Here is an 18392-nt window from a genome sequence, read left to right as displayed (position 1 = left end):
GTTTACAAATGTAGATTATGCTTATTGTCTACATTTGTCAATCTAAAATCACAGGCCCTTCAGTTTAGTCTGACACGGTGCATGCGCCCAATACAATTATTATCATCTGGTTTGCAAATCCCACCGGAAGCGGTGCCAACCGTGTGGCACCAGCGCCGGTGCGACCGAATGAAAGCCCAGAGAATTTGAACGCGCAAATTTTGAAAATCTATGCTAGAATAGGGAAGTAAAAAATTTTGTTTTCATCTTTTAGGAGGAAAAACACTTATGCCATTAGTTAACGGCACTGAACTTGTCAAGGCAGCTCGTGAAGGTCACTACGCCATTGGTGCCTTCAACACCAACAACCTGGAATGGACCCGCGCGATCCTGGCCGGTGCACAAGAACTCAATGTTCCGGTCATCATCCAGACGTCCATGGGCGCTGCTAAGTACATGGGTGGCTACGAACTTTGCCAAAAGTTGATCGAAGCTACCGTTAAGGCAATGGACATCACCGTTCCGGTCGTGATCCACCTGGACCACGGTAACTACGAAGCAGCCAAGGCTGCGATCGCTGCCGGCTACAACTCCGTGATGTTCGACGGCCACGACCTGCCTTTCGAAGAGAACCTCGAAAAGACCAAGGAGATCATCGCCCTGGCCCACGCGAAGGGCATCTCCGTCGAAGCCGAAGTTGGCTCCATCGGTGGTGAAGAAGACGGCGTTGTCGGCGAAGGTGAACTGGCTTCCGTTGAAGAAGCAACCACCTTTGCTGACCTGGGTGTTGACTACTTGGCCGCTGGCTTCGGTAACATCCACGGCCCATACCCAGCTAACTGGAAGGGTCTGCACTTCGACCGCCTTCAGGAGATCGGCGAAGCCGTTAAGCAGCCGCTGGTCCTCCACGGTGGTTCCGGCATCCCGGTCGACCAAGTTCAAAAGGCGATCTCCATGGGTGTTGCCAAGCTGAACATCAACACCGAATGCCAGCTTGCCTTTGCTAAGGCAACGCGCGAATACATCCTCGCCGGCAAGGACCAGCAAGGCAAGGGTTACGACCCTCGTAAGTTGCTGGCACCTGGCACCCAGGCGATCACGGATACCTTCAAGGAGATCTGTGGCTGGATGGGGACCAAGCAAGTTAAGCTCGTCCCAGCTGAGATCTAAGCTGACCTAGGACAAACAAAAAAACCGCCGATTTGGCGGTTTTTTGTTTGTCCCACGCGGCGCGATCACTGCACGTCTGCACGTCGCTTGATCGAAGTCCCGGCAAGCGCCACCAGCGCCATGCTGGTCGCCACGAGTCCGAGGCCCGCGAGCGCACGGTCCTCTCGTGCGCCCGTCTGCGGCAGTTGCTTGTTCGTGCCATGGGCCGGTGTGGTCGCCGTTGACGTCGGCACATCCTTGGCCGCCGTCGAAGTCTCCGTTGACGGCGTCTCGCTCGCCGGTTCTTCCCCTGGCGTGGGCTCGCCACCGTTATCGTCCTTGTCAGCCTCCGCCTCGATCTGTTTGATCATCGCTTCGGCCTGTGCGATCAGCCGGGCCAAGGCATCAAAATCGAGGTTAAAGTCGACGCCGTCCTCATTGACGATCACGGGCCGCCCAAAAAGCCGCTCAACGTCTTGGTCGAAGGTCTGCCCGCTGACCGGATTGACCACGTGCCCGACCGCAGCGATCTGCGCCTTCACGTGCGCCGCCATCACCTGCTTGAGCCCTTCGGCGACCGGTCGCCAAGATTCATACAGGGCGAGTCGTGACGTGATCTCGCCGGCCTTGATGGCCTGGACCGTTCGATCAAACTCTTCATCAAAAGTCCGGCCGGTCTTCGGGTTCTGAAGTGACAGGTAGTCCTTGACCAGCGCGCGATTGTTGTCGACCCGGTTGAGCAAGTCGGTGATCAGCGGTTCGAGCGCCAGCGCGCGGGCGACCAGTTGCTCGACCGCTGCAAAGTCGACGTTGAAGTTGACCCCGTCCGCAGTGGCGGTCGCTGGGGCCGCGAATAATTGGTCGATATCCTGGTCGAACGTTTGACCACTGGCCGAATTGACCACGTCACCGACTGCACTGATCTGCGCCTTGTACTGCGCCTGCATGACTTGCTTGAGGCCCTCCGCCATCGGTAGCCAGTATTCATACAGCTCAAGCCGCGACGTGATCATCCCGTCGTTGATCGCTTGAACGGTTGCGTCATGATCCGCCGCGAACGTCTGCCCGGTCACCGGGTTTTGAAGCGCCAGATAAGCCCCGAACGCCTCACGATTGGCCTCAACACGTGCCAGTAGGTCATCCGTGACTTCATCCCGCGGCGCGGCCGCCGTGATCTCGACCGACGCCGCAGAGACCGGCTGCCCGCTCAACCCCTGTGCGCCCGCGACAGTCAACGCTGCGACCCCGCTGATCACCGCCGCGATCGCCGTGCGGTAATGGGGTCTATTTTTCTGCCAATAAGTCATCAATAACGCCTCCTCCTGATCGTGATGCCTATCTAATCCGATGCTATCACACCGCGCAGAGGCGGGTCAACGCTGAGCAGGTTCGGACTGCGCGCGCCACCGCCCGCTAACGGAGCATCCGCTCACCTCCTCGTTTGTGTTCAACGCCAAGACTGTTGCCTCGAACGGCGCAAGCGTCAGGTACTGCGTCACCGCCGCATGCGCCCGCTCTTCAGCGCTGCTCAACACCACGCGCGCCACCGCCTCTGGTTCGACCGGCAGTAGATACCGAACTGGCGTGGCGGCAAATGAACAGATAACGAGGTAGCGCGTCTCGCCGTGACACCTCATATAACTGTAGACCGCCGAGTCGGCTGTCGCGACGGGGCGGTAATCCCCCGCAATGATCGTCTCGTCGGTTTGGCAAAACGCGAGTAGTCGCTGGTAGTAGTGAAAAACGGAATCCGTTCTCGTCTGCTGCTCAGCCAAGTTGATCGCCGCAAAATTGGGGTTAACGGCCAGCCACGGCGCGTGTGTTGAAAACCCCGCGTGCTCGGCACTCGACCACTGAAATGGCGTCCGGGCATTATCGCGCGATTTGTTGTAGACCATCTGCCGCACGTCCGCCACCCCACAGCCTTGCCGACTCAGCATTCGGATCGCGTTACGCGTGTCGATGTCGCGGTATGCCTCAAGCGGCAAGTGGACATTCGTCATCCCCAGCTCGTCTCCTTGGAGAAAGAACGGCGTGCCTTTTTGGCAGAGTAACAACGTCGCCAACATCTTCGCCGAGGCCTCCCGGTGCTGATGTTCATCGCCAAACCGAGAGACGACCCGCGGTTGGTCGTGATTGCCGAGGTACAATGCGTTCCATCCTGTCTCGTTCAATGCGAGCTGCCAGCGGTCCAGGGTCTGCTTGAGGTCACTCAACTTGAAGCGGACCGTTGAGAACTTGCCATACTGGCCCTCGTCGATATAGGTGTGGTCGAATTGAAAGACCATGTTCAGCTCATGTCGTGCTGGATCTGTGTACCGCTTCGCTTCGTCGGGTGTAACGTGCGGCATTTCGCCGACCGTCATGCCCTCATAGTCCTTCAAGACACGGTCGTACATCTCATGTAGATAAGCGTGCATCTCAGGGCCGTTCGCAACGACGGGATAAAAATCGGCGTACTCACTGCCCGGGTCCTTGGGTCGGTCCTCAAAGTGTTCCGGTTTGGACAACAAGTTGATCACATCCATCCGGAACCCATCGATCCCCTTGTCGAACCAAAAGCGCATCAAGCGGTACACTTCTTCACGCACGACCGGATTTCGCCAGTTGAGGTCCGGTTGTGCGGGGGAAAACAGATGCAGATAGTACTGCCCCCGGGCGGGCACATAGGTCCATGCGGAGCCACCAAACGTCGAGCCCCAGTTGTTCGGCGCACTGCCGTCGGCTCGCGGGTCTGCCCAGATGTAATAATCGCTGAACGGATCATCGCGGCTTTGTCGCGAAGCTTGGAACCACGGATGTTGATCCGAAGTGTGGTTGACCACCAGATCCATCACGAGCTTGATCTGATGCGCATGTAGCTGCGTCAGCATCTCTTCAAAGTCGGCCATCGTCCCGTACACCGGATTGATCTGTCGATAATCTGCAATGTCATACCCATTATCGATCATCGGTGAAGCATAGATCGGATTGAGCCATACCGCCTGAATGCCTAACTCATGCAGGTAACTCACTTTTGAGGTAATGCCTCGCAGATCACCGATCCCATCCCCGTCGCTATCCTTAAAACTCTGCGGATAGATCTGATAAAAAACGGCACGCTGCCACCATTTGCTCATCATTTTTTGCTCCTTTTTTGGAAACTAAAAGGTCAATGCCCTCGGCACCGACCTTTTCGCTTGACTGATCATTTAAGCATACAGCGTCTGCTTGACCCAGGTAGCCAATGCCTCGAGTCGCGCCTCAGCCGTTCGCGCGTCTGGATCGCGCGTCGCCAGGTACGACTTGATCTTGGGCTCTGTGCCACTCGGACGGACCGCCAGCCAACTCCCGTCCTCAAACCAAACTTTGAGAACATTGGACTTCGGTAGCGTCAACGTTGTGGTCTGCCCAGTGGCCAGCGTGACACGCTGCGACGTCTCGTAGTCTTCATACGCCGACACCGTTATCCCCGCCAGCTGTCGTGGATGCGCTTGTCGCAGTGACGTCACTCGTGCGAGGATCCGCGCTTCTTCCGCCTTCGACTGAAAGTCGGCGCTGACCAAGCGGTCGCGGTAAACGCCGTACTGATCTTCCAACCGCGTTAGCCGGTCGATCATCGTCTGACCCTCACGTTTACAGTCAAGCGCGACCTCACATGCCAATACCGCCGCTTGGACCGCATCTTTGTCACGCACAAACGGTGCGATCAAGAACCCAAAGCTCTCCTCGTAGCCGAGCAGAAACTTCAACCGGCCAGTGGCCTCCAGGTGATCCGCCTGTTCGCCAATGAATTTGAACCCGGTCAACGTCTCGATCGTTGGGATCCCGTGGCGCCCTGCGATCGCCTGCCCAAAGTCTGAGGTCACGATCGTTTTGATCAATCGATAGTCGGTCAGATCACGCCCGGTCTGCTTCAACATCCGGATCAGATAATCCGTAAAGATCGCACCGAGCTGGTTGCCGGACAGGAACCGATACTGACCAGCGTGCTTGACCGCGATCCCGAGCCGATCCGCATCCGGGTCTGTCGCGATCGCGATATCCGCGTCGGTCTGCTTGGCGAGCGCGAGTGCAAGCGCGAACGCGTCGTGGTACTCGGGGTTCGGCAGCTTGACCGTGCAGAAGTTGGGATCTTGCACCGACTGCTCAGGGACAACGCGGAGTGCGGTGAACCCAGCCTGTTTCAAGCCTGCGGTCACCAATGCTTCACCGGTGCCGTGAAGCGGCGTATAGACGACCTTGAGTTGGTGTCCATTCGCCCGTGTCGTATCGGGGGCCTGGATGACAGCACTCAGACATGCCAGGTAAGCGCGGTCGATCTCCGTTCCGACCAAGTGGACCCCTTCTGGTAACCCGGTTGATACCGGGAGTGCGAGCTCGTCTGTGACCTGCTCGATCGCAGCCGTGATCGTACGTGCTTGATCCAACGTGATCTGACCACCACTCGCGTCATAGACCTTGTACCCGTTATATTGGGCAGGATTGTGACTCGCGGTGATCATGATCCCGACAAATGCGCCGAAATGCCGCGTCATAAATGAGAGTTCAGGGGTCGGCCGTGGCCGGTCCGACAGGTAGACGCGACAACCCTTGGTTGCCAAAATCGCAGCGCTGATCTGCGCAAACTCTTTCGAGTGCGCGCGCGTGTCAAAGCTGATCGCGACGCATGGTGCCTCAGGCCCTGCCGTTTGGATATACTGCGCGAGCCCCGTCGTCACCCGAGCGATCGTATAGGCGTTCAGCCGGTTGGTCCCCACGCCCATCAAGGCCCGGATTCCCCCAGTGCCAAAGGCCGGATAGCCCTCGAAGTGTTCCTCGATCGCAGCCTCGGAAAGACCCGCCAGGGCCTGATCCAGCCCATCGATCAACGGGTGGGCCAACCACGCTTGATAGCGTTCATTCATCATCAGTCGCCACCTTGAGCGCCCCAAGGATCTCTTGGATGCTGAGCTCTGCGGCCGCCATCCGGGTGTCCGCCGCGCCATAATACAGCGTCAATCGGTCCCCCTCAACGATCCCACCACAGGTGAAGACCACATCGCCGAAGAAGCCGTCTGTTTCATACGGCGCACTCGGGACCATGATCGGCGCTGCCGTGCGGGCCAGGATCTTAGTTGGATCATCGCGGTCAAGGAGCATCGCCCCTAGGCAGTACTGATTCTGCTTGTTAGCTGCGTGATAGATCTCTAACCAGCCCGCTTGGGTCAAGAAGGGCGGCATGCCTGCACCGACGCGACCGTTATCCCAGCCATCACGGCTGCCCGTGAACAAGAAGCGATGGCCGCCCCAATCATGAAGGTTCGTCGAAGCGCTGATCCACACATCGTGCACCCCGGTGGAGGGGACCGTTGGCCGGCTCAACGTCCAGTAGCGACCAGAGGCCGTGCCCTCAAAGATCGCCACGTCCTTGTTGTCCGGCAAAAACATGATGCCTTCATCTTGGTAGTGCGCAAAGTCTTTCGTGGAAACCAACTGGACACAGATCCCCATCTTGGAGACCGCACTGAAGTTGATGTAGTAGGTGTCACCGATCTGCGTGCAACGTGGGTCTTCGATCCCAAAGGTCTCGTACGCGTCGTGCGGATAGATGAACGGCTGGTCATCCACCGTGAAGTGTTGCCCATCGCGGCTCCGCGCACAACGAATGTGCGACAGTGAGGTCAGGTACGCAAACTCTGCATTCTCCCCTTTCGGCCGGATCACACGTGAATCACTGAGATCGTACGCGGCCGGGTCCAGCTTCACGACCTCTGTGGTGTCCTTCTCCGCATCGTAGACCGGGGTCAAAAGCTGACCTGGCTGTTGGATCGGCCGCTCAGCCACCCGCAACAACATGATCGTTTCATCACCAAATTTAGCAACTGCCCCGTTGAAGGCGCCGACCACTTCGAAGTCTGGCCGAGACGGCCGGACATCCGCAGGCGTCACTAAGGGGTTAAGGTCAAAACGTTTAATGTGCATTTACTTGATATCCTTTCAACTCAACGGCAGCAAATTGTGCTTCCGCATCTCCGGTCCCAACGTACAGCTTGCCGTCTGCATACCCACCGCTAAAAATCACGTCGGTCAGATCAGGACGTTTGGCTGGGCCATCTTCAAAATCTTCGCGGGTCGCGATCATCGTGGTCCGTGCGATCCGCTGCTGGCGATAGTCAACTTCGAAGATCACACTCGTGTACTGAAGCGTCTGATCCGCCTTACGCCGCGCCAGGTGCCCCAGTACGACTGCGGTCGAGCGATCGATCGCCAAGACCTGATTCGGCCCACCCCAGTTACCATCCGGAATATTGTCGGCAAGCAGTGGTGCCGTCGCGATCCGTTCAGCGGTCAACTGCGCCAGGCGATCGATCAAACACATCCCGATCTTACCGGCCCCGGCGACCCCGCCTTGCGGTCGGGTCAACACAAGGATCTGGTGATCCGGTGTTTCTGCCAGTCGGATGTCCTTCATCTGATCAGGCCCGGCAACCAAGAACTCAAGTGAATCGAGGTGCTGACCGACATAGAAGTCCGTTCGCCACCGCATTGTCCCATCGGCTTGTGGCGTCACATGCACCCCGCCGACGACCAGCTGACTCCCGATCCGTGTCACGAACGGATCCTGGAGGTGAAGCGTCGGCAATGTACTCGCCCGATAGTGCGTCGCGTCGACTCGTTCGAAGAAGCGCACCTCGGCGTCTTCCGATGTTCGCAACTCGACACGCCCGGCAATGTACGTCCGGCCACGATCCGTGAACGGTGCCGTAATATTGTAGACATCGTACCCCGCCGCACCGCTAAAGATGATCTTGTGCGGCGCAGTCGGCTTGGTCGCAACTTCATATGCGTGAAACAAATCAGAAAAGTCCATCCTATTTGGCCCCTTTTATTTCAGTGTGTACTGCATTCCTTGTTGGAAGTTCTTCGAGAACAACAAGAACAGCACGATCAACGGGAGTGTCAAGAGTACTGATGCAGCGTACATCGGCCCCGGATAGGTCCCGTACGGCCCGAACATCTGAGAGATCAAGACATTCAGTGTGACGGTCCCATCACTCTTGGAGACGATCATATCCCACAGCAGCGTCGTCCACCGTTCCGTGTACAGGAACAAGAAGATAACAGTCGTGATCGACTTCGACATCGGCACGATGATCTTAAACAGGATCTGCAGCGGCGTGGCCCCGTCGAGCGTCGCAGACTCGATCAGCGTATCTGGGATCGACTTGAAGAAGTTGGTATACATGAAGATCGCCCAGAGGCTGACCGCCGTCGGCAAGATCAGGCCAGCGTATGAATCGATCAGTCCCACCTTGGTCACCAGTAAGAACTGCGGCACCAACAGGATGATGCCCGGGAAAAACATCTGAAACAGCAGGAAGTTGTTCGTGAATTTCTTGCCGCGGAAGTTGAGCTTGGACAGCGCGAAGGCGACAATGATCGCAAAGAGCATCATCAGCGCCACGCTGAGCGTTGTGACTACAAAGGTGTTGAAGAAAGCATGAAGCCACGGGGCTGGCGCGGCCGTTGCGTTGTTGCTGAACAGCCATTGCCAAGATCTCAACGTGTAGTGCGTCGGGATCAACTTCTTATCCACCTGATCCCACGCCGCAAACGAGTTGAGCACCAGGTAGATGAACGGATAGATCATCAGAAGCATCACACAGGTCGTCAACACGTAGCGCCATGTTCGCGGCTTGTTTTTCTTAATTCCAACCATAGTGATGCCCCCACTTCTCGATTAATTTGCGAATGACAGAGATCGACATGAAGGTCACGATCGAGGCCAAGATCGCGATCGCGGACGCGTAGCCAGACTTCAGGTTCACGAAGGCCTGGTTATAGATCTCCATCTGCCACGTGTTCGTCGCATAGTTAGGACCACCACCGGTCAGCTGGTAAACTTCTGTGAAGATCCCGAATGAGACCCCAACAGCGAGGATCAAAACGGTATACAGCGACGGATACATCATCGGCACCGTGATCTTCCAAAAGATCGTCCGGTTGCTCGCGCCATCCATCATGGCCGCCTCGTAGATCTCGTCGTTGATGCTCTCAAGTCCTGAGATCAAGATCAGCGCATAGTACCCAGACATTTTCCACGCGATCATGAAGGAGACAACGAACAGCGCGGTGTTTGGACTGCCTAGCCAGTCGATATTCACGTCGAAGCGATTGCGCAGCCAGGTGTTCAGCGGACCGTTGTAGGACAAGAAGCCTTTAACGATCAGCGACGTCACGACGCCACTGGACAGGTATGGCAGGAAGAACGCGACGAGGTACAGTCCCTTGAACTTGGGCAATCCGTGTACGAGCACCGCGATGATCATCGACAGCACGACTGCTAACGGCACAAAGACAAGTAGAAACTTGTACGTCACAAAGAACGCCGCGTGAATAGCTGGACTCTTGAGTGCGTCGATAAAGTTGCCCAAACCAACGTTTTGGATATCGGGAGAGATAAGGTTCCAGTTCGTAAAAGCCAGCCAGATCGACCACAACAATGGGAGCAAGAAGAAGATCGTTGTGAAGATGATATAGGGCGCTGTGAACGCGAAGCCCAATTTGTCATTGCGCTTATTCATATTACAGACTTCCTTTAATTGATGCGATCATGTCACTCCAGGCCTTAGCAGGACTCTTTTCGCCCTTCAGTGCAGGGATCCAACCGTCTTTACCCAGTTTTTCTTGAATATCGTTGTAATCTGCATTATCCATCGCTGGGATCGCGTTCGGCACGTTCTCCGCGTATGGCTTCATGTAAGGGTTCGCTTCAAAATAGCTCGTGAATTCTTTGTTCGTCGCCGCATCATCACGCGCAGGCAGGAGCGACGTCGTCTTCAGGAAGGAGAGGTCGTTCTTCGCATCCTTGAAGACGAACTGCATGAACTTCATCGCGGCCTTCTTTTGAGCGGTCGTCGCCTTGGCGTACACGACGATCCCCTTAGCATCCGCATACGTCTTCACGTTCTTGGCGTCCTTCATGCTGTCGGGTACGACTGGTGCCGTCAGCGTGTAGTTCTTGCCGTATTCCAGATCTGGGTACTTTTCTTTCCAGTTCGGGAACGTCCACGACCCGATAATGTTCATCACCGCTAGCTTGGTCTCGAACGGATCCGTCGCCTTGCTGGTCAGCAAGTTGCCAGACTGGTGTAATTCCTGAACAAAGTCAAAGACCTCTTTGCCCGCCTTGCTGTCCGCCACTAGCTTCTTACCGGTGACGAAGGCCTGCCCATCGCTCGCTGCGTCATAGAGTGGGAAAAAGTCGAACCACCGCTGCCATGCGGTCGGATCTGCCCCTGTCGGCAGGGCCCAGACAACGCTCTTACTGTTTTTAGCCTTCAGCGCCTTCGCAACATTCATGACGTCTGAGTATGTCTTCGGCACTGACTTGATGCCCAGGTCCTTCAACATATCCAACCGCCAGCCAAACAGCATCGGGTTGGAATAGAGCGGCACAACATACTGACCACCATCAGAAAACTTCCAACCATCGATGGTCTTTGCCATATCACGACTATCGACAATAGACGTCAACGCACTTTTCGTCTCCGCGTCTTTATTTAATGAAACGATCGCCTTGCTCTGGGCCAACTGCGCCGCAAAGCTTCGCGTAATGTTTTCGGACATTGTCGGTGCGGTCCCGGAGGCGATCGCCGACTGGATCGTCGCTTCAGACGATGGGCTTTCCTTCATCTGGGTGACCTTGACCGTGATGTCCTTGTTTGCCTTTTCAAAATCACTGGCCATTTGCTTCCAATACTTCACCTGTGTCGGGTTAGGGGCCGCCCAGAAGGTGATCTCGGTCTTCCCGTTTGCAGTGCCCGACTTATCGCTCGAGCCCCCACATGCTGCCAAAGTGCCTGCCGCTACAAGTAGGCTGAGCCCCACTAAAGCTTTCTTTGCAAACATCTTGTTCGTCCTCCTTTTTTGTAAACGCTTTACGTTACAATTTGGATTATAGTAACGTTGCGGTAACGTGTCAACCTTATTTTTTGTAATATCCATTCCCTCGCATAAAGGGCTTTCTTTGTAAAACGGTTTGTGTTAATGTAACGTTACAAGGAGAAAAGCCCATGAAAAAAATCACCACTCAGGATATCGCGGACTACTTGAAGATCTCACGTAATACCGTTTCGCGATCGCTCAACGATCAACCGGGCGTTAGCACCCAGACCAAACAGACTGTTCTCGAAGCCGCGACGATGCTCGGTTATGACTTTGCGACAGACAGTCCTGAACCATCCCCCACGCAGCCCAAACAAAAAATCGCCCTGATCGCCACAGACTTCACCCTGGATCTCAAAAGTTTCTTTGGGGTCATTCTGAGTCGACTCAAGCACGACCTTCGTCAGACTGATTATCAACTTGAGGTCTTACCCGTCACCGCAGAGATGCGCGATCGGCTCGTCTTACCTGTTCAACTCCAGCAAGACAGTTACGCAGGGATCTTCGTGCTGTCCTTCATTTCCAACGCCTATATCGAAGCGATCATTGCACTGGGGCGGCCGACGGTCCTCATCGACCACCACTCACCCACGCTCAACGCCGATAGCATTTTGACCGAAAACATTGACGGGACACGCATCGCGATCAACTATCTGTATACCCGCGGCTATCGACGGATCGGCTTTTTGGGTAATACCGGGTTTTCACCCAGCTATGCCGAGCGGTATATCGGCTTTCAGAACGCACTCGCGGAGCATCCCGATCTGATCTCAGCCCCAGAACATCAGATCACAACGATCCAGGAAGCTTACCCCAATGAGCTCTTCGCACAGCTCAACGCGCTCGACCAGATGCCAGACGTCTGGTTCACCGTCAACAACGGCTATGCCTCGATGCTGGTCACTTACCTTCAAGGATCTGGCTATCAGATCCCGGCGGACGTTGCGATCTTGTCGTTCGACGACACCGACATCGCCCAGGTCGTGACCCCGAAGCTAACTGTCATCGCAACGGATCTCGACGGAATGGCTGACGCCGCTTGGATCCAGCTACAACGCCGCGCCAAAGACGCCGAGTCACCCAATCTATACATTCGCCTGCTGCCCACGATCACCCCACGCGATAGCACGCGCTAACCATTCACTGCGCGAGGAGGGCCCTACCCATGCGCCTGATGACCTACAACCTACGCGTCGATGCACCTGAAGACGGCAGCTGGCGCTGGTCCGACCGTGCACAGACCGTGCTGACAGATATCCAGCGCAATGACCCGGACATCCTGATCGTGACGGAAGCGGAAGCCGCGCACCTCGCCGCCCTGACCCAGCTAACCGCATACGCTCATGTGGCCGTGCCCAGAGACGATGGTCACCACCGCGGAGAAGCGGTCGGGCTCTTCTGGCGCGCCGATCGATTTCACTGCGTCGCCGAGCACCACGAGTGGCTCTCCGAGACCCCCGACCGCCCCTCGCGCTATCCCGGCGCACGCTACCCACGCACCTTGCAACAGATCACGCTCGCGACAGCCACCGGCAGTCGCTGGACCGTGATCGGGACTCACCTAGACCACCGAAGTGCGGCGGCACGCGATTTTGGTGCGCGCCGCCTGCAGACCCTTGCCCGTCAGCTGCCGGGACCACTACTGATCGGAGGCGACTTTAACGCCGGCCCGACGAGCTCAGCCTACCGTCTGATGACCACGGTCCTCGCTGATGCACAAGTCATCGCCAAGACGCGGCACCGCCCCTACCCCGGCACCTACCGCCCGACCCACCAATTCACCCCGACCGCTGGAATGGTGACAGCCCGGATCGACTATCTGTTCGTCTCGCGGACACTGCCCGTCAAGCGCTACGCGATCGATGCGACGCTGACGTCCGGACGCTGGGGGTCCGATCACTGGCCAGTCATCGCCGACATCGGCTAGGAAAGCGATTGCATCCGGGCGAGTCAGCTGATACACTACTCTCCGTGAACTGTCTCACTTGGAGGGGTAATACATGAAAACTTTTTTGACGCGCCTACCGTTGCCAGTGTGCGGGCTGATGCTTGGGCTGGCGTCCCTGGGCCGCCTCAATGCGAGCTTGGCCATGCCCGCCGGTGACTGGCTCTGCTCTGGGCTAGCCCTGCTCTTATGGGTCATGATTTTGCTCAAGCTCGTGCTCGCCCCGCGTAGCTTTGTCGCTGGGTTGGCCGATCCAGTGATCACGTCGGTCATGCCCAACCTGACGATGGCGACGATGCTGCTGGCGGTATGCGGACAAACATACGGGTTGCCGCACCCGATCGCGCTGGCCCTGTGGCTGACCGCAGTCGTAGGCCACTACGCGATCATGGGCGTCTTCTTGGTCCGCCACCTGTGGCTGGCCCCCAAGCATTTAGCGATGGTCATGCCGAGCTGGTTCGTCGCCTTCGTGGGGATCGGGGTGATTCCCTTGACCTGCGGCCCATTTGCGCCCCAGGTCGGGTTACCCACCACTTGGTTGGCCCTCGGCCTGTATGCTGGCGTGTTCCCGCTTGTGCTCTGGCGGATGCTCCGCGTGCCGCTGCCCGTCGCCGCCCAACCGCTGACGACGATCATCGCCGCACCCGCCAGCTTGTGTCTGGCCGCCTATCTGACAGTCGCGACGCCGCCGAACGCCCAGCTCGCGACCGGCCTTTTTTGGTTTTGCCAGCTCCTCTACCTGGTCGCCTTGGTCTGGGTGTTGCCTTACTTCACCCATGCCTTCGTGCCCAGCATGGGCGCGTTCACCTTTCCGCTGGCGATCACCGCAACGGCGATCACCAAGTATACCGCCCTGTTCGGCGCCCATAGTGCCATACTGCACGCGCTACAGTGGAGCGAGTGGGCGGTGATCTGCGTTGTCGATGCCGCCGTCGCGGTCCGCTACGCGCGCTTCATCGGCCAGACTTGGCCACGTCCGGTGACCCAGCCTGACTAACTGGTGACGTCAGTCTACCTTATCGCTACGATTAACCCGCTCGACCTGTTACACTGGAAAGAGAAGGTGTCGATGACACAGGGAGGTGATCGCGACGAAAAAATGGCTGCTCATTGCATGCCTCTGGTGCCTGACCGGCTGGACTGCGCCCACCACTGTCCACGGCGCGACCAACCCAGGCTTCTCCGTCACGCCAGAGCTACCCGCAGAACAAGTGGACCGGCAGCTGAATTACTGGGACCTCTTGCTGACGCCTGGCACAACGAAGCGACTGACCCTGCGCCTCCAAAACACGACGACCCGCACCCAACGGTTTGACCTCGCTGTCAACCGTGCCACGACCAATGTGAATGGCGTGATCGATTACAGCGTGCACGGCGCCAAAGCGCCGACAAGCCTACCTGCGGACCTCGAGACCCTGGTCAGCGTGCCGCGCACCGTCCGCGTGGCCGGGTACGCCGTCCGCCGCATCCACCTGACGCTGAACGTCCCTGCCACGGCCTACGACGGGGTCCTGCTCGCTGGGGTCCGCGTCACCGCGACCGCCGCGGCTGACCAAGCGACGCGAACCGCCTACGTGGTCGGGCTGCAAGTCCGAACGCGCCCAGCCGCGACCCTGGCGCCACGGCTCAGCCTGAGCCGCGCCACCGCCGCCAAAGTCGGCAGTGGCAGCGTCGTGACCGCCCACCTGACGAATGATCAGGCTGCCATCCTTGAGGGGCTGCAGGTCACGGCCAGGCTGACGCGCACCGATTCCGAGGCGCAAGTGATGCGACTGACGCGTGACCAGTTGCGGCTAGCGCCCAACAGCACGCTGGCGCTCCCCCTCAACACCAGCCCGCAAGCGTTGCCGGACGGCCGCTACCGGCTCAGCGTAACCGCCCACACAGAGACGAAGCGCTGGCGCTTCAACAAGACCTTCACCGTTCGCGCTGCGCGCCACGTCACCACCGGCCCGCACCGCGTGCTCAAGTTATCCCCTTGGTGGTTCGCCGGCCTCGTGCTCATCGCCTCCGGCTTGGCGATCGCCGCCGGGTGGCTGATCCTCCACCGCCATCACTGAAGTCTCAGCTGACGCTGAGGCTTTTTTGGTCGAAAAAAAGAGCCGGTTCACCGGCTCTCGGTCACGTGCTATGGCGTTGCCTCTAGCTGCCAAGTCATCTGGGTCCTGTACTCGGCCCCATCGGTCGCGCCGCGGTTCTGCGGCAGATTCAGCGTCACGGCGTCGGTCTGCCACAGCATTCGGTAAGTCCCGATGGCCACGGCGTCCGCCTGCACGATCTGCGTCGCCGCCTGACTCGCCGCATTGGTCAGCGGGATCGTGGTCGGCGTCGAACTGCTCAGGGCCGCCTGCCGCGTCCCCTTGGTGGTCGCCGTCCCCAGATAAGTGTCACGGGCCGCCAGATCGAGCGTTGCGCCGTCAAGCGTGGCCGTCTCGCCATCTGTCGTCAGCAGTTGACTCTGGAGCATCAGCTTCCAACTCGCCGTTGCGGTATCGAGGGTAACTTGGACGCCGATCGCCGGTTCAGGCGTCCCGCCGATCGTCATCACATCGGTCGCAGGGGCAGCCACCCCACCCCAGCTCGCCAACTGATCCGCCGGTGCGCTCGGGCTCAGCAGCGGCATCGCCTGATCGATCGACTTGGCCTGCGTGCGCCCGAAGTTCAGGTTCGCCGGCACGCTGTCCAACGAGATCGATGCCTCGAGAAGACTAACAGTGATCCGCGCGCGGCGGAACGGTAGCGACAGCGACTTGGCGTTGAAGGCGGTCGACCCGATCGCGGTATCCTGGTAACCGACGTAGTACTCCCCGTCAATGAACCCGCCGGTGAAGTTGGCCGCAGTCGTCTGTCCGGCCTGCGTGACCTCGACCAGACTGTAGCCCATCTGGGTGGTGTAGCTGAACATCGCCTGCATCGGAAGCGTGGCGAAGCCATTCACCGGTGCTGTCTGGGTCAGCTGGGCAAAGTAGGTGTTTCTCGGCTCGATCGCCGCGTGACTCAGCGTTCCGATGTCTGGCAGTAGCACCGCACCGCTCGCGTCACTGGTCACCGTGGTCGGGCTCCCGATCGCGGTGTAGACGCTGCCGGATTTGGTGTAGAACTGAAGCTGGAACGTGGCGTTGGCGACCGGCTTCGGCGTCTCCCCATCCACGCTCGGGCCTTGCACCACCAGCTCGTCGTAGCGGAGCAACGCGACCAAGTTCCCGGCCGCGATCGTCAGGCCATGCGCCGATGTCGCGTCGAGGATCGTCGCGTTATCCGCCGTAGTGTTCGCGAGGATCGCAAAGCCGCTGGCCGCACTGAAATTCACGGTCCGCGCGACCGGGTTCGTGTACCCCGCCGCCGCACTGTCGATGCTCAGCGTCAGCGCCTGTGTCGTATTGAACGTCGACACCGGCACGCCGAGCGCCGTTGCGAGTGCCGTCGCCGTCACCGTCAGATTCCCGCTTGGATCAGTCGTGCCAGTGAACGTCCCGCTAGCCCCAGCCAGGTTCAGCTTGACCCCGACTGCACCGACACCGAGTGGGTCTTGGTAGATCACATCTTCTGGTGGCGTCGTCTGACTCGTGCTACTGGAGACGCTCGGATATTGCGTCGCGATCGTGTACACAGGCTCGATCGCGTTGGCGACCAGCAGCTGGCCGTCGGCGTTCACGCTGAGTCGTCCGCTGGTCGTCGCCGTCAGGTTCGCCGGATCTGTCCCCACCGCGGTGAAGCCGCTACCGAGCTGCCACTTCGCATAATAGGTCGAAGTCGCCGGCAGGTAGCCGGCAAGCGTGTTGGTCTGCGTCAGCGCAACGATGCGCGTCTGCGTTCCGAGCATCGCCTCGGGGATCTGATTCCACTGGGTGAGCCCCGCAGTGTCCGTCGGCGTCATGCTCCCTGCCGTGATCGTATCCCCCGCCGTATTTTGTACCTCTTGGATGTCAAAATTAATACCGGCCAGGGCGGCCTGGGTCTGCGCGTTCACCGCCTTGACTTGCATATAGCGCTTCGCCGGGGCCAGTGCGGTGCGGTCTTGGACCTTCACGTCAACGGTACTGATCGTTCGACTCGAAACGGTCCGCGGAGCAATCGAGACTCCGGTCGAGTTCCCCGTTGCGGTCAGGACATCAGTCGCACTCGTGTGCAGATCAAAACTTGTCCCACCGAGAATGTAATAGTTCGACGAGTTCGTGAAGCTCAGGCTTTCGAGCCGCTGTGTCCCCGCATTGTCGAGTCCTTTACCCCAGTAAAAGGCGGTACTGCTCGTCGGGTAATTGAGCGGGAGGAATTCGCCACCGTCGTTACCGGTCGTCGTTACCTGCATATCGGTAAACTTGACCGTGGCGCCACTGATCGAGGTGTTGGCCCCGTTCGTCACGTTGATCACGCGGAGGCGCTTGACCTTGTAGACCTTGATCGCCAGCTGATTCGCCGAGTTGAGGTAGTACTGGCCGTAGATCCCTTTACCTTCCACCGGCGGAATCATGCCCAGCGTCCCAGTCGCACTAAAAGTGAGCTGCGGCAGAGTGGTCGTGCTCGGCATGTAGTAGACGTTCGAGAGTAGCGAGCCCACGCGGGCGAAGCTCGCGGGTTCACTAGCGGAGACCGGCCGGTATGCGACCAGCTGGTACTGGCGGTCTTGACGGAACTTGTTGTCGAACGTCATCGCGGCGCCAGTCGCCCCGATGCTGGTACTGTCGAGCCCGAACGCCGAAAACGGGCTATCGTAGCCAGTCCCGGTGGTCGCCCGTTCAGGCACAGTCCCAGTGCTGCCCGCCTGCATCCATGCCAGAACATCGGCTAGTGTCCCGCCGGTCGCGTTGCCACGTGTCGCCAGTGACCACCGATTATTCCCAGCAGTGTCGAGTTGCGTCGTGTAGAACAGCGGCGAGTTCCCGAGTTTGTAGATCTGGCTATTGTTGTCAGGGTCCGCGCTCGCGGACAGGATCACCGCGCTGTACGTCGTCGGATCGAACGTCGTCACATTAGCGGACAGGGTGATCGCCCCACCCACCGCACCGTTGGACATCGCCGTCAGTGTCGTGCCCCCGCCCAGGTCGCTGGCGACGGTGAAGACCAGCGGGAAGACCTGCAAGGCGTCGGCGGCGTGCCGCGTCACCGTCAGGATCCCGTTGGCGGCGCTCATCGTAAAGTCTGCGTTATCCAGTGAGGTGACCGACGAGTTGTAGGCCTGGGCCGCCGTCAACGTCGCCGCGCTATCGAAGGTCAGGCGCGCCGCGTTGAGGTCAAAGGTCAGGGTGGACCCGGCTGGTGCATCGGAATCCGTCAGTAACAGGTTCACCTTGTCACCGACGTTGTAGCGGCCGTTGGTGGCGTCTTGGCTCGTGATCGTCACGCTGCCCGCTGCCGCGGTCACTGTGGTCTATTGTGCGGCCGGCCACGCGGCGAACAATTGGCCGACCAG

The 18392-nt window shown here is 58.6% G+C and carries 14 protein-coding genes; 5 read left to right on the top strand and 9 right to left on the bottom strand.

The annotated features are described in order from the left end of the window. Nucleotides 1-267: 267 nt before the first annotated feature. Nucleotides 268-1149 (top strand): class II fructose-1,6-bisphosphate aldolase, encoded by an 882-nt coding sequence (gene fba, locus HII33_RS02080; RefSeq protein ID WP_179394141.1) that lies wholly within the window; start codon nt 268-270, stop codon nt 1147-1149. Between the two features lie 65 nt (nt 1150-1214). Here the strand turns inward: fba and HII33_RS02075 are convergent, their stop codons facing one another. The 8 genes from HII33_RS02075 to HII33_RS02040 all read right to left on the bottom strand — a co-directional run bounded on the left by HII33_RS02075 (nt 1215) and on the right by HII33_RS02040 (nt 11001). Beyond that, entirely contained in the window at nt 1215-2435 is a 1221-nt protein-coding gene (locus HII33_RS02075; RefSeq protein WP_179394140.1) for a hypothetical protein, read from the bottom strand. Between the two features lie 66 nt (nt 2436-2501). Then, complete coding sequence (locus tag HII33_RS02070) at nt 2502-4247, bottom strand: glycoside hydrolase family 13 protein (RefSeq protein WP_246287253.1); 1746 nt, start codon at nt 4245-4247, stop codon at nt 2502-2504. A 72-nt stretch (nt 4248-4319) separates the two neighbouring features. Continuing rightward, nucleotides 4320-6014, bottom strand: coding sequence for a phospho-sugar mutase (locus HII33_RS02065; protein ID WP_179394138.1), 1695 nt, complete (start codon nt 6012-6014; stop codon nt 4320-4322). Next, on the bottom strand, nt 6007-7071 hold the full coding sequence (locus HII33_RS02060) for a glycoside hydrolase family 130 protein (protein ID WP_179394137.1): 1065 nt from the start codon (nt 7069-7071) through the stop codon (nt 6007-6009). Before HII33_RS02060 ends, HII33_RS02065 begins: the two co-directional genes overlap by 8 nt. After that, nucleotides 7061-7960 carry a DUF1861 family protein gene (locus HII33_RS02055; protein WP_179394136.1) on the bottom strand — a complete coding sequence of 300 codons (900 nt, stop codon included), beginning with the start codon at nt 7958-7960 and terminating at the stop codon, nt 7061-7063. The genes HII33_RS02060 and HII33_RS02055 overlap by 11 nt, the downstream gene beginning before the upstream one ends. A gap of 15 nt (nt 7961-7975) precedes the next feature. Then, nucleotides 7976-8809, bottom strand: coding sequence for a carbohydrate ABC transporter permease (locus HII33_RS02050; RefSeq protein WP_179394135.1), 834 nt, complete (start codon nt 8807-8809; stop codon nt 7976-7978). After that, complete coding sequence (locus HII33_RS02045; protein ID WP_179394134.1) at nt 8796-9674, bottom strand: carbohydrate ABC transporter permease; 879 nt, start codon at nt 9672-9674, stop codon at nt 8796-8798. The genes HII33_RS02050 and HII33_RS02045 overlap by 14 nt, the downstream gene beginning before the upstream one ends. A gap of 1 nt (nt 9675) precedes the next feature. Continuing rightward, a complete protein-coding gene (locus tag HII33_RS02040; protein WP_179394133.1) occupies nt 9676-11001 on the bottom strand; it encodes an ABC transporter substrate-binding protein in 1326 nt (441 codons plus the stop codon). Between the two features lie 164 nt (nt 11002-11165). On the opposite strand from HII33_RS02040, the gene HII33_RS02035 reads away from it, so the two are divergent. The 4 genes from HII33_RS02035 to HII33_RS02020 all read left to right on the top strand — a co-directional run bounded on the left by HII33_RS02035 (nt 11166) and on the right by HII33_RS02020 (nt 15042). Next, complete coding sequence (locus HII33_RS02035) at nt 11166-12173, top strand: LacI family DNA-binding transcriptional regulator (protein ID WP_179394132.1); 1008 nt, start codon at nt 11166-11168, stop codon at nt 12171-12173. A 29-nt stretch (nt 12174-12202) separates the two neighbouring features. Continuing rightward, nucleotides 12203-12964, top strand: coding sequence for an endonuclease/exonuclease/phosphatase family protein (locus HII33_RS02030; RefSeq protein WP_179394131.1), 762 nt, complete (start codon nt 12203-12205; stop codon nt 12962-12964). A 73-nt stretch (nt 12965-13037) separates the two neighbouring features. Next, the gene (locus HII33_RS02025; protein ID WP_179394130.1) at nt 13038-13979 is read left to right on the top strand and encodes a TDT family transporter; all 942 of its coding nucleotides are present in this window, start codon (nt 13038-13040) and stop codon (nt 13977-13979) included. A gap of 85 nt (nt 13980-14064) precedes the next feature. Beyond that, nucleotides 14065-15042, top strand: a complete 978-nt coding sequence (locus HII33_RS02020) for a WxL protein peptidoglycan domain-containing protein (RefSeq protein ID WP_179394129.1) — start codon at nt 14065-14067, stop codon at nt 15040-15042. Between the two features lie 68 nt (nt 15043-15110). Here HII33_RS02020 and HII33_RS02015 read toward each other — a convergent pair whose 3' ends face one another. Next, on the bottom strand, nt 15111-18323 hold the full coding sequence (locus HII33_RS02015) for a WxL domain-containing protein (protein WP_179394128.1): 3213 nt from the start codon (nt 18321-18323) through the stop codon (nt 15111-15113). Between the last annotated feature and the right edge of the window lie 69 nt (nt 18324-18392).

The sequence above is a fragment of the Lacticaseibacillus absianus genome (assembly GCF_013407595.1).
In the GTDB taxonomy this organism is placed as follows: domain Bacteria; phylum Bacillota; class Bacilli; order Lactobacillales; family Lactobacillaceae; genus Lacticaseibacillus; species Lacticaseibacillus absianus.
The sequence above is the reverse complement of the archived record's forward strand: the minus strand, read 5'-3'. Positions and strand labels throughout refer to the sequence as shown.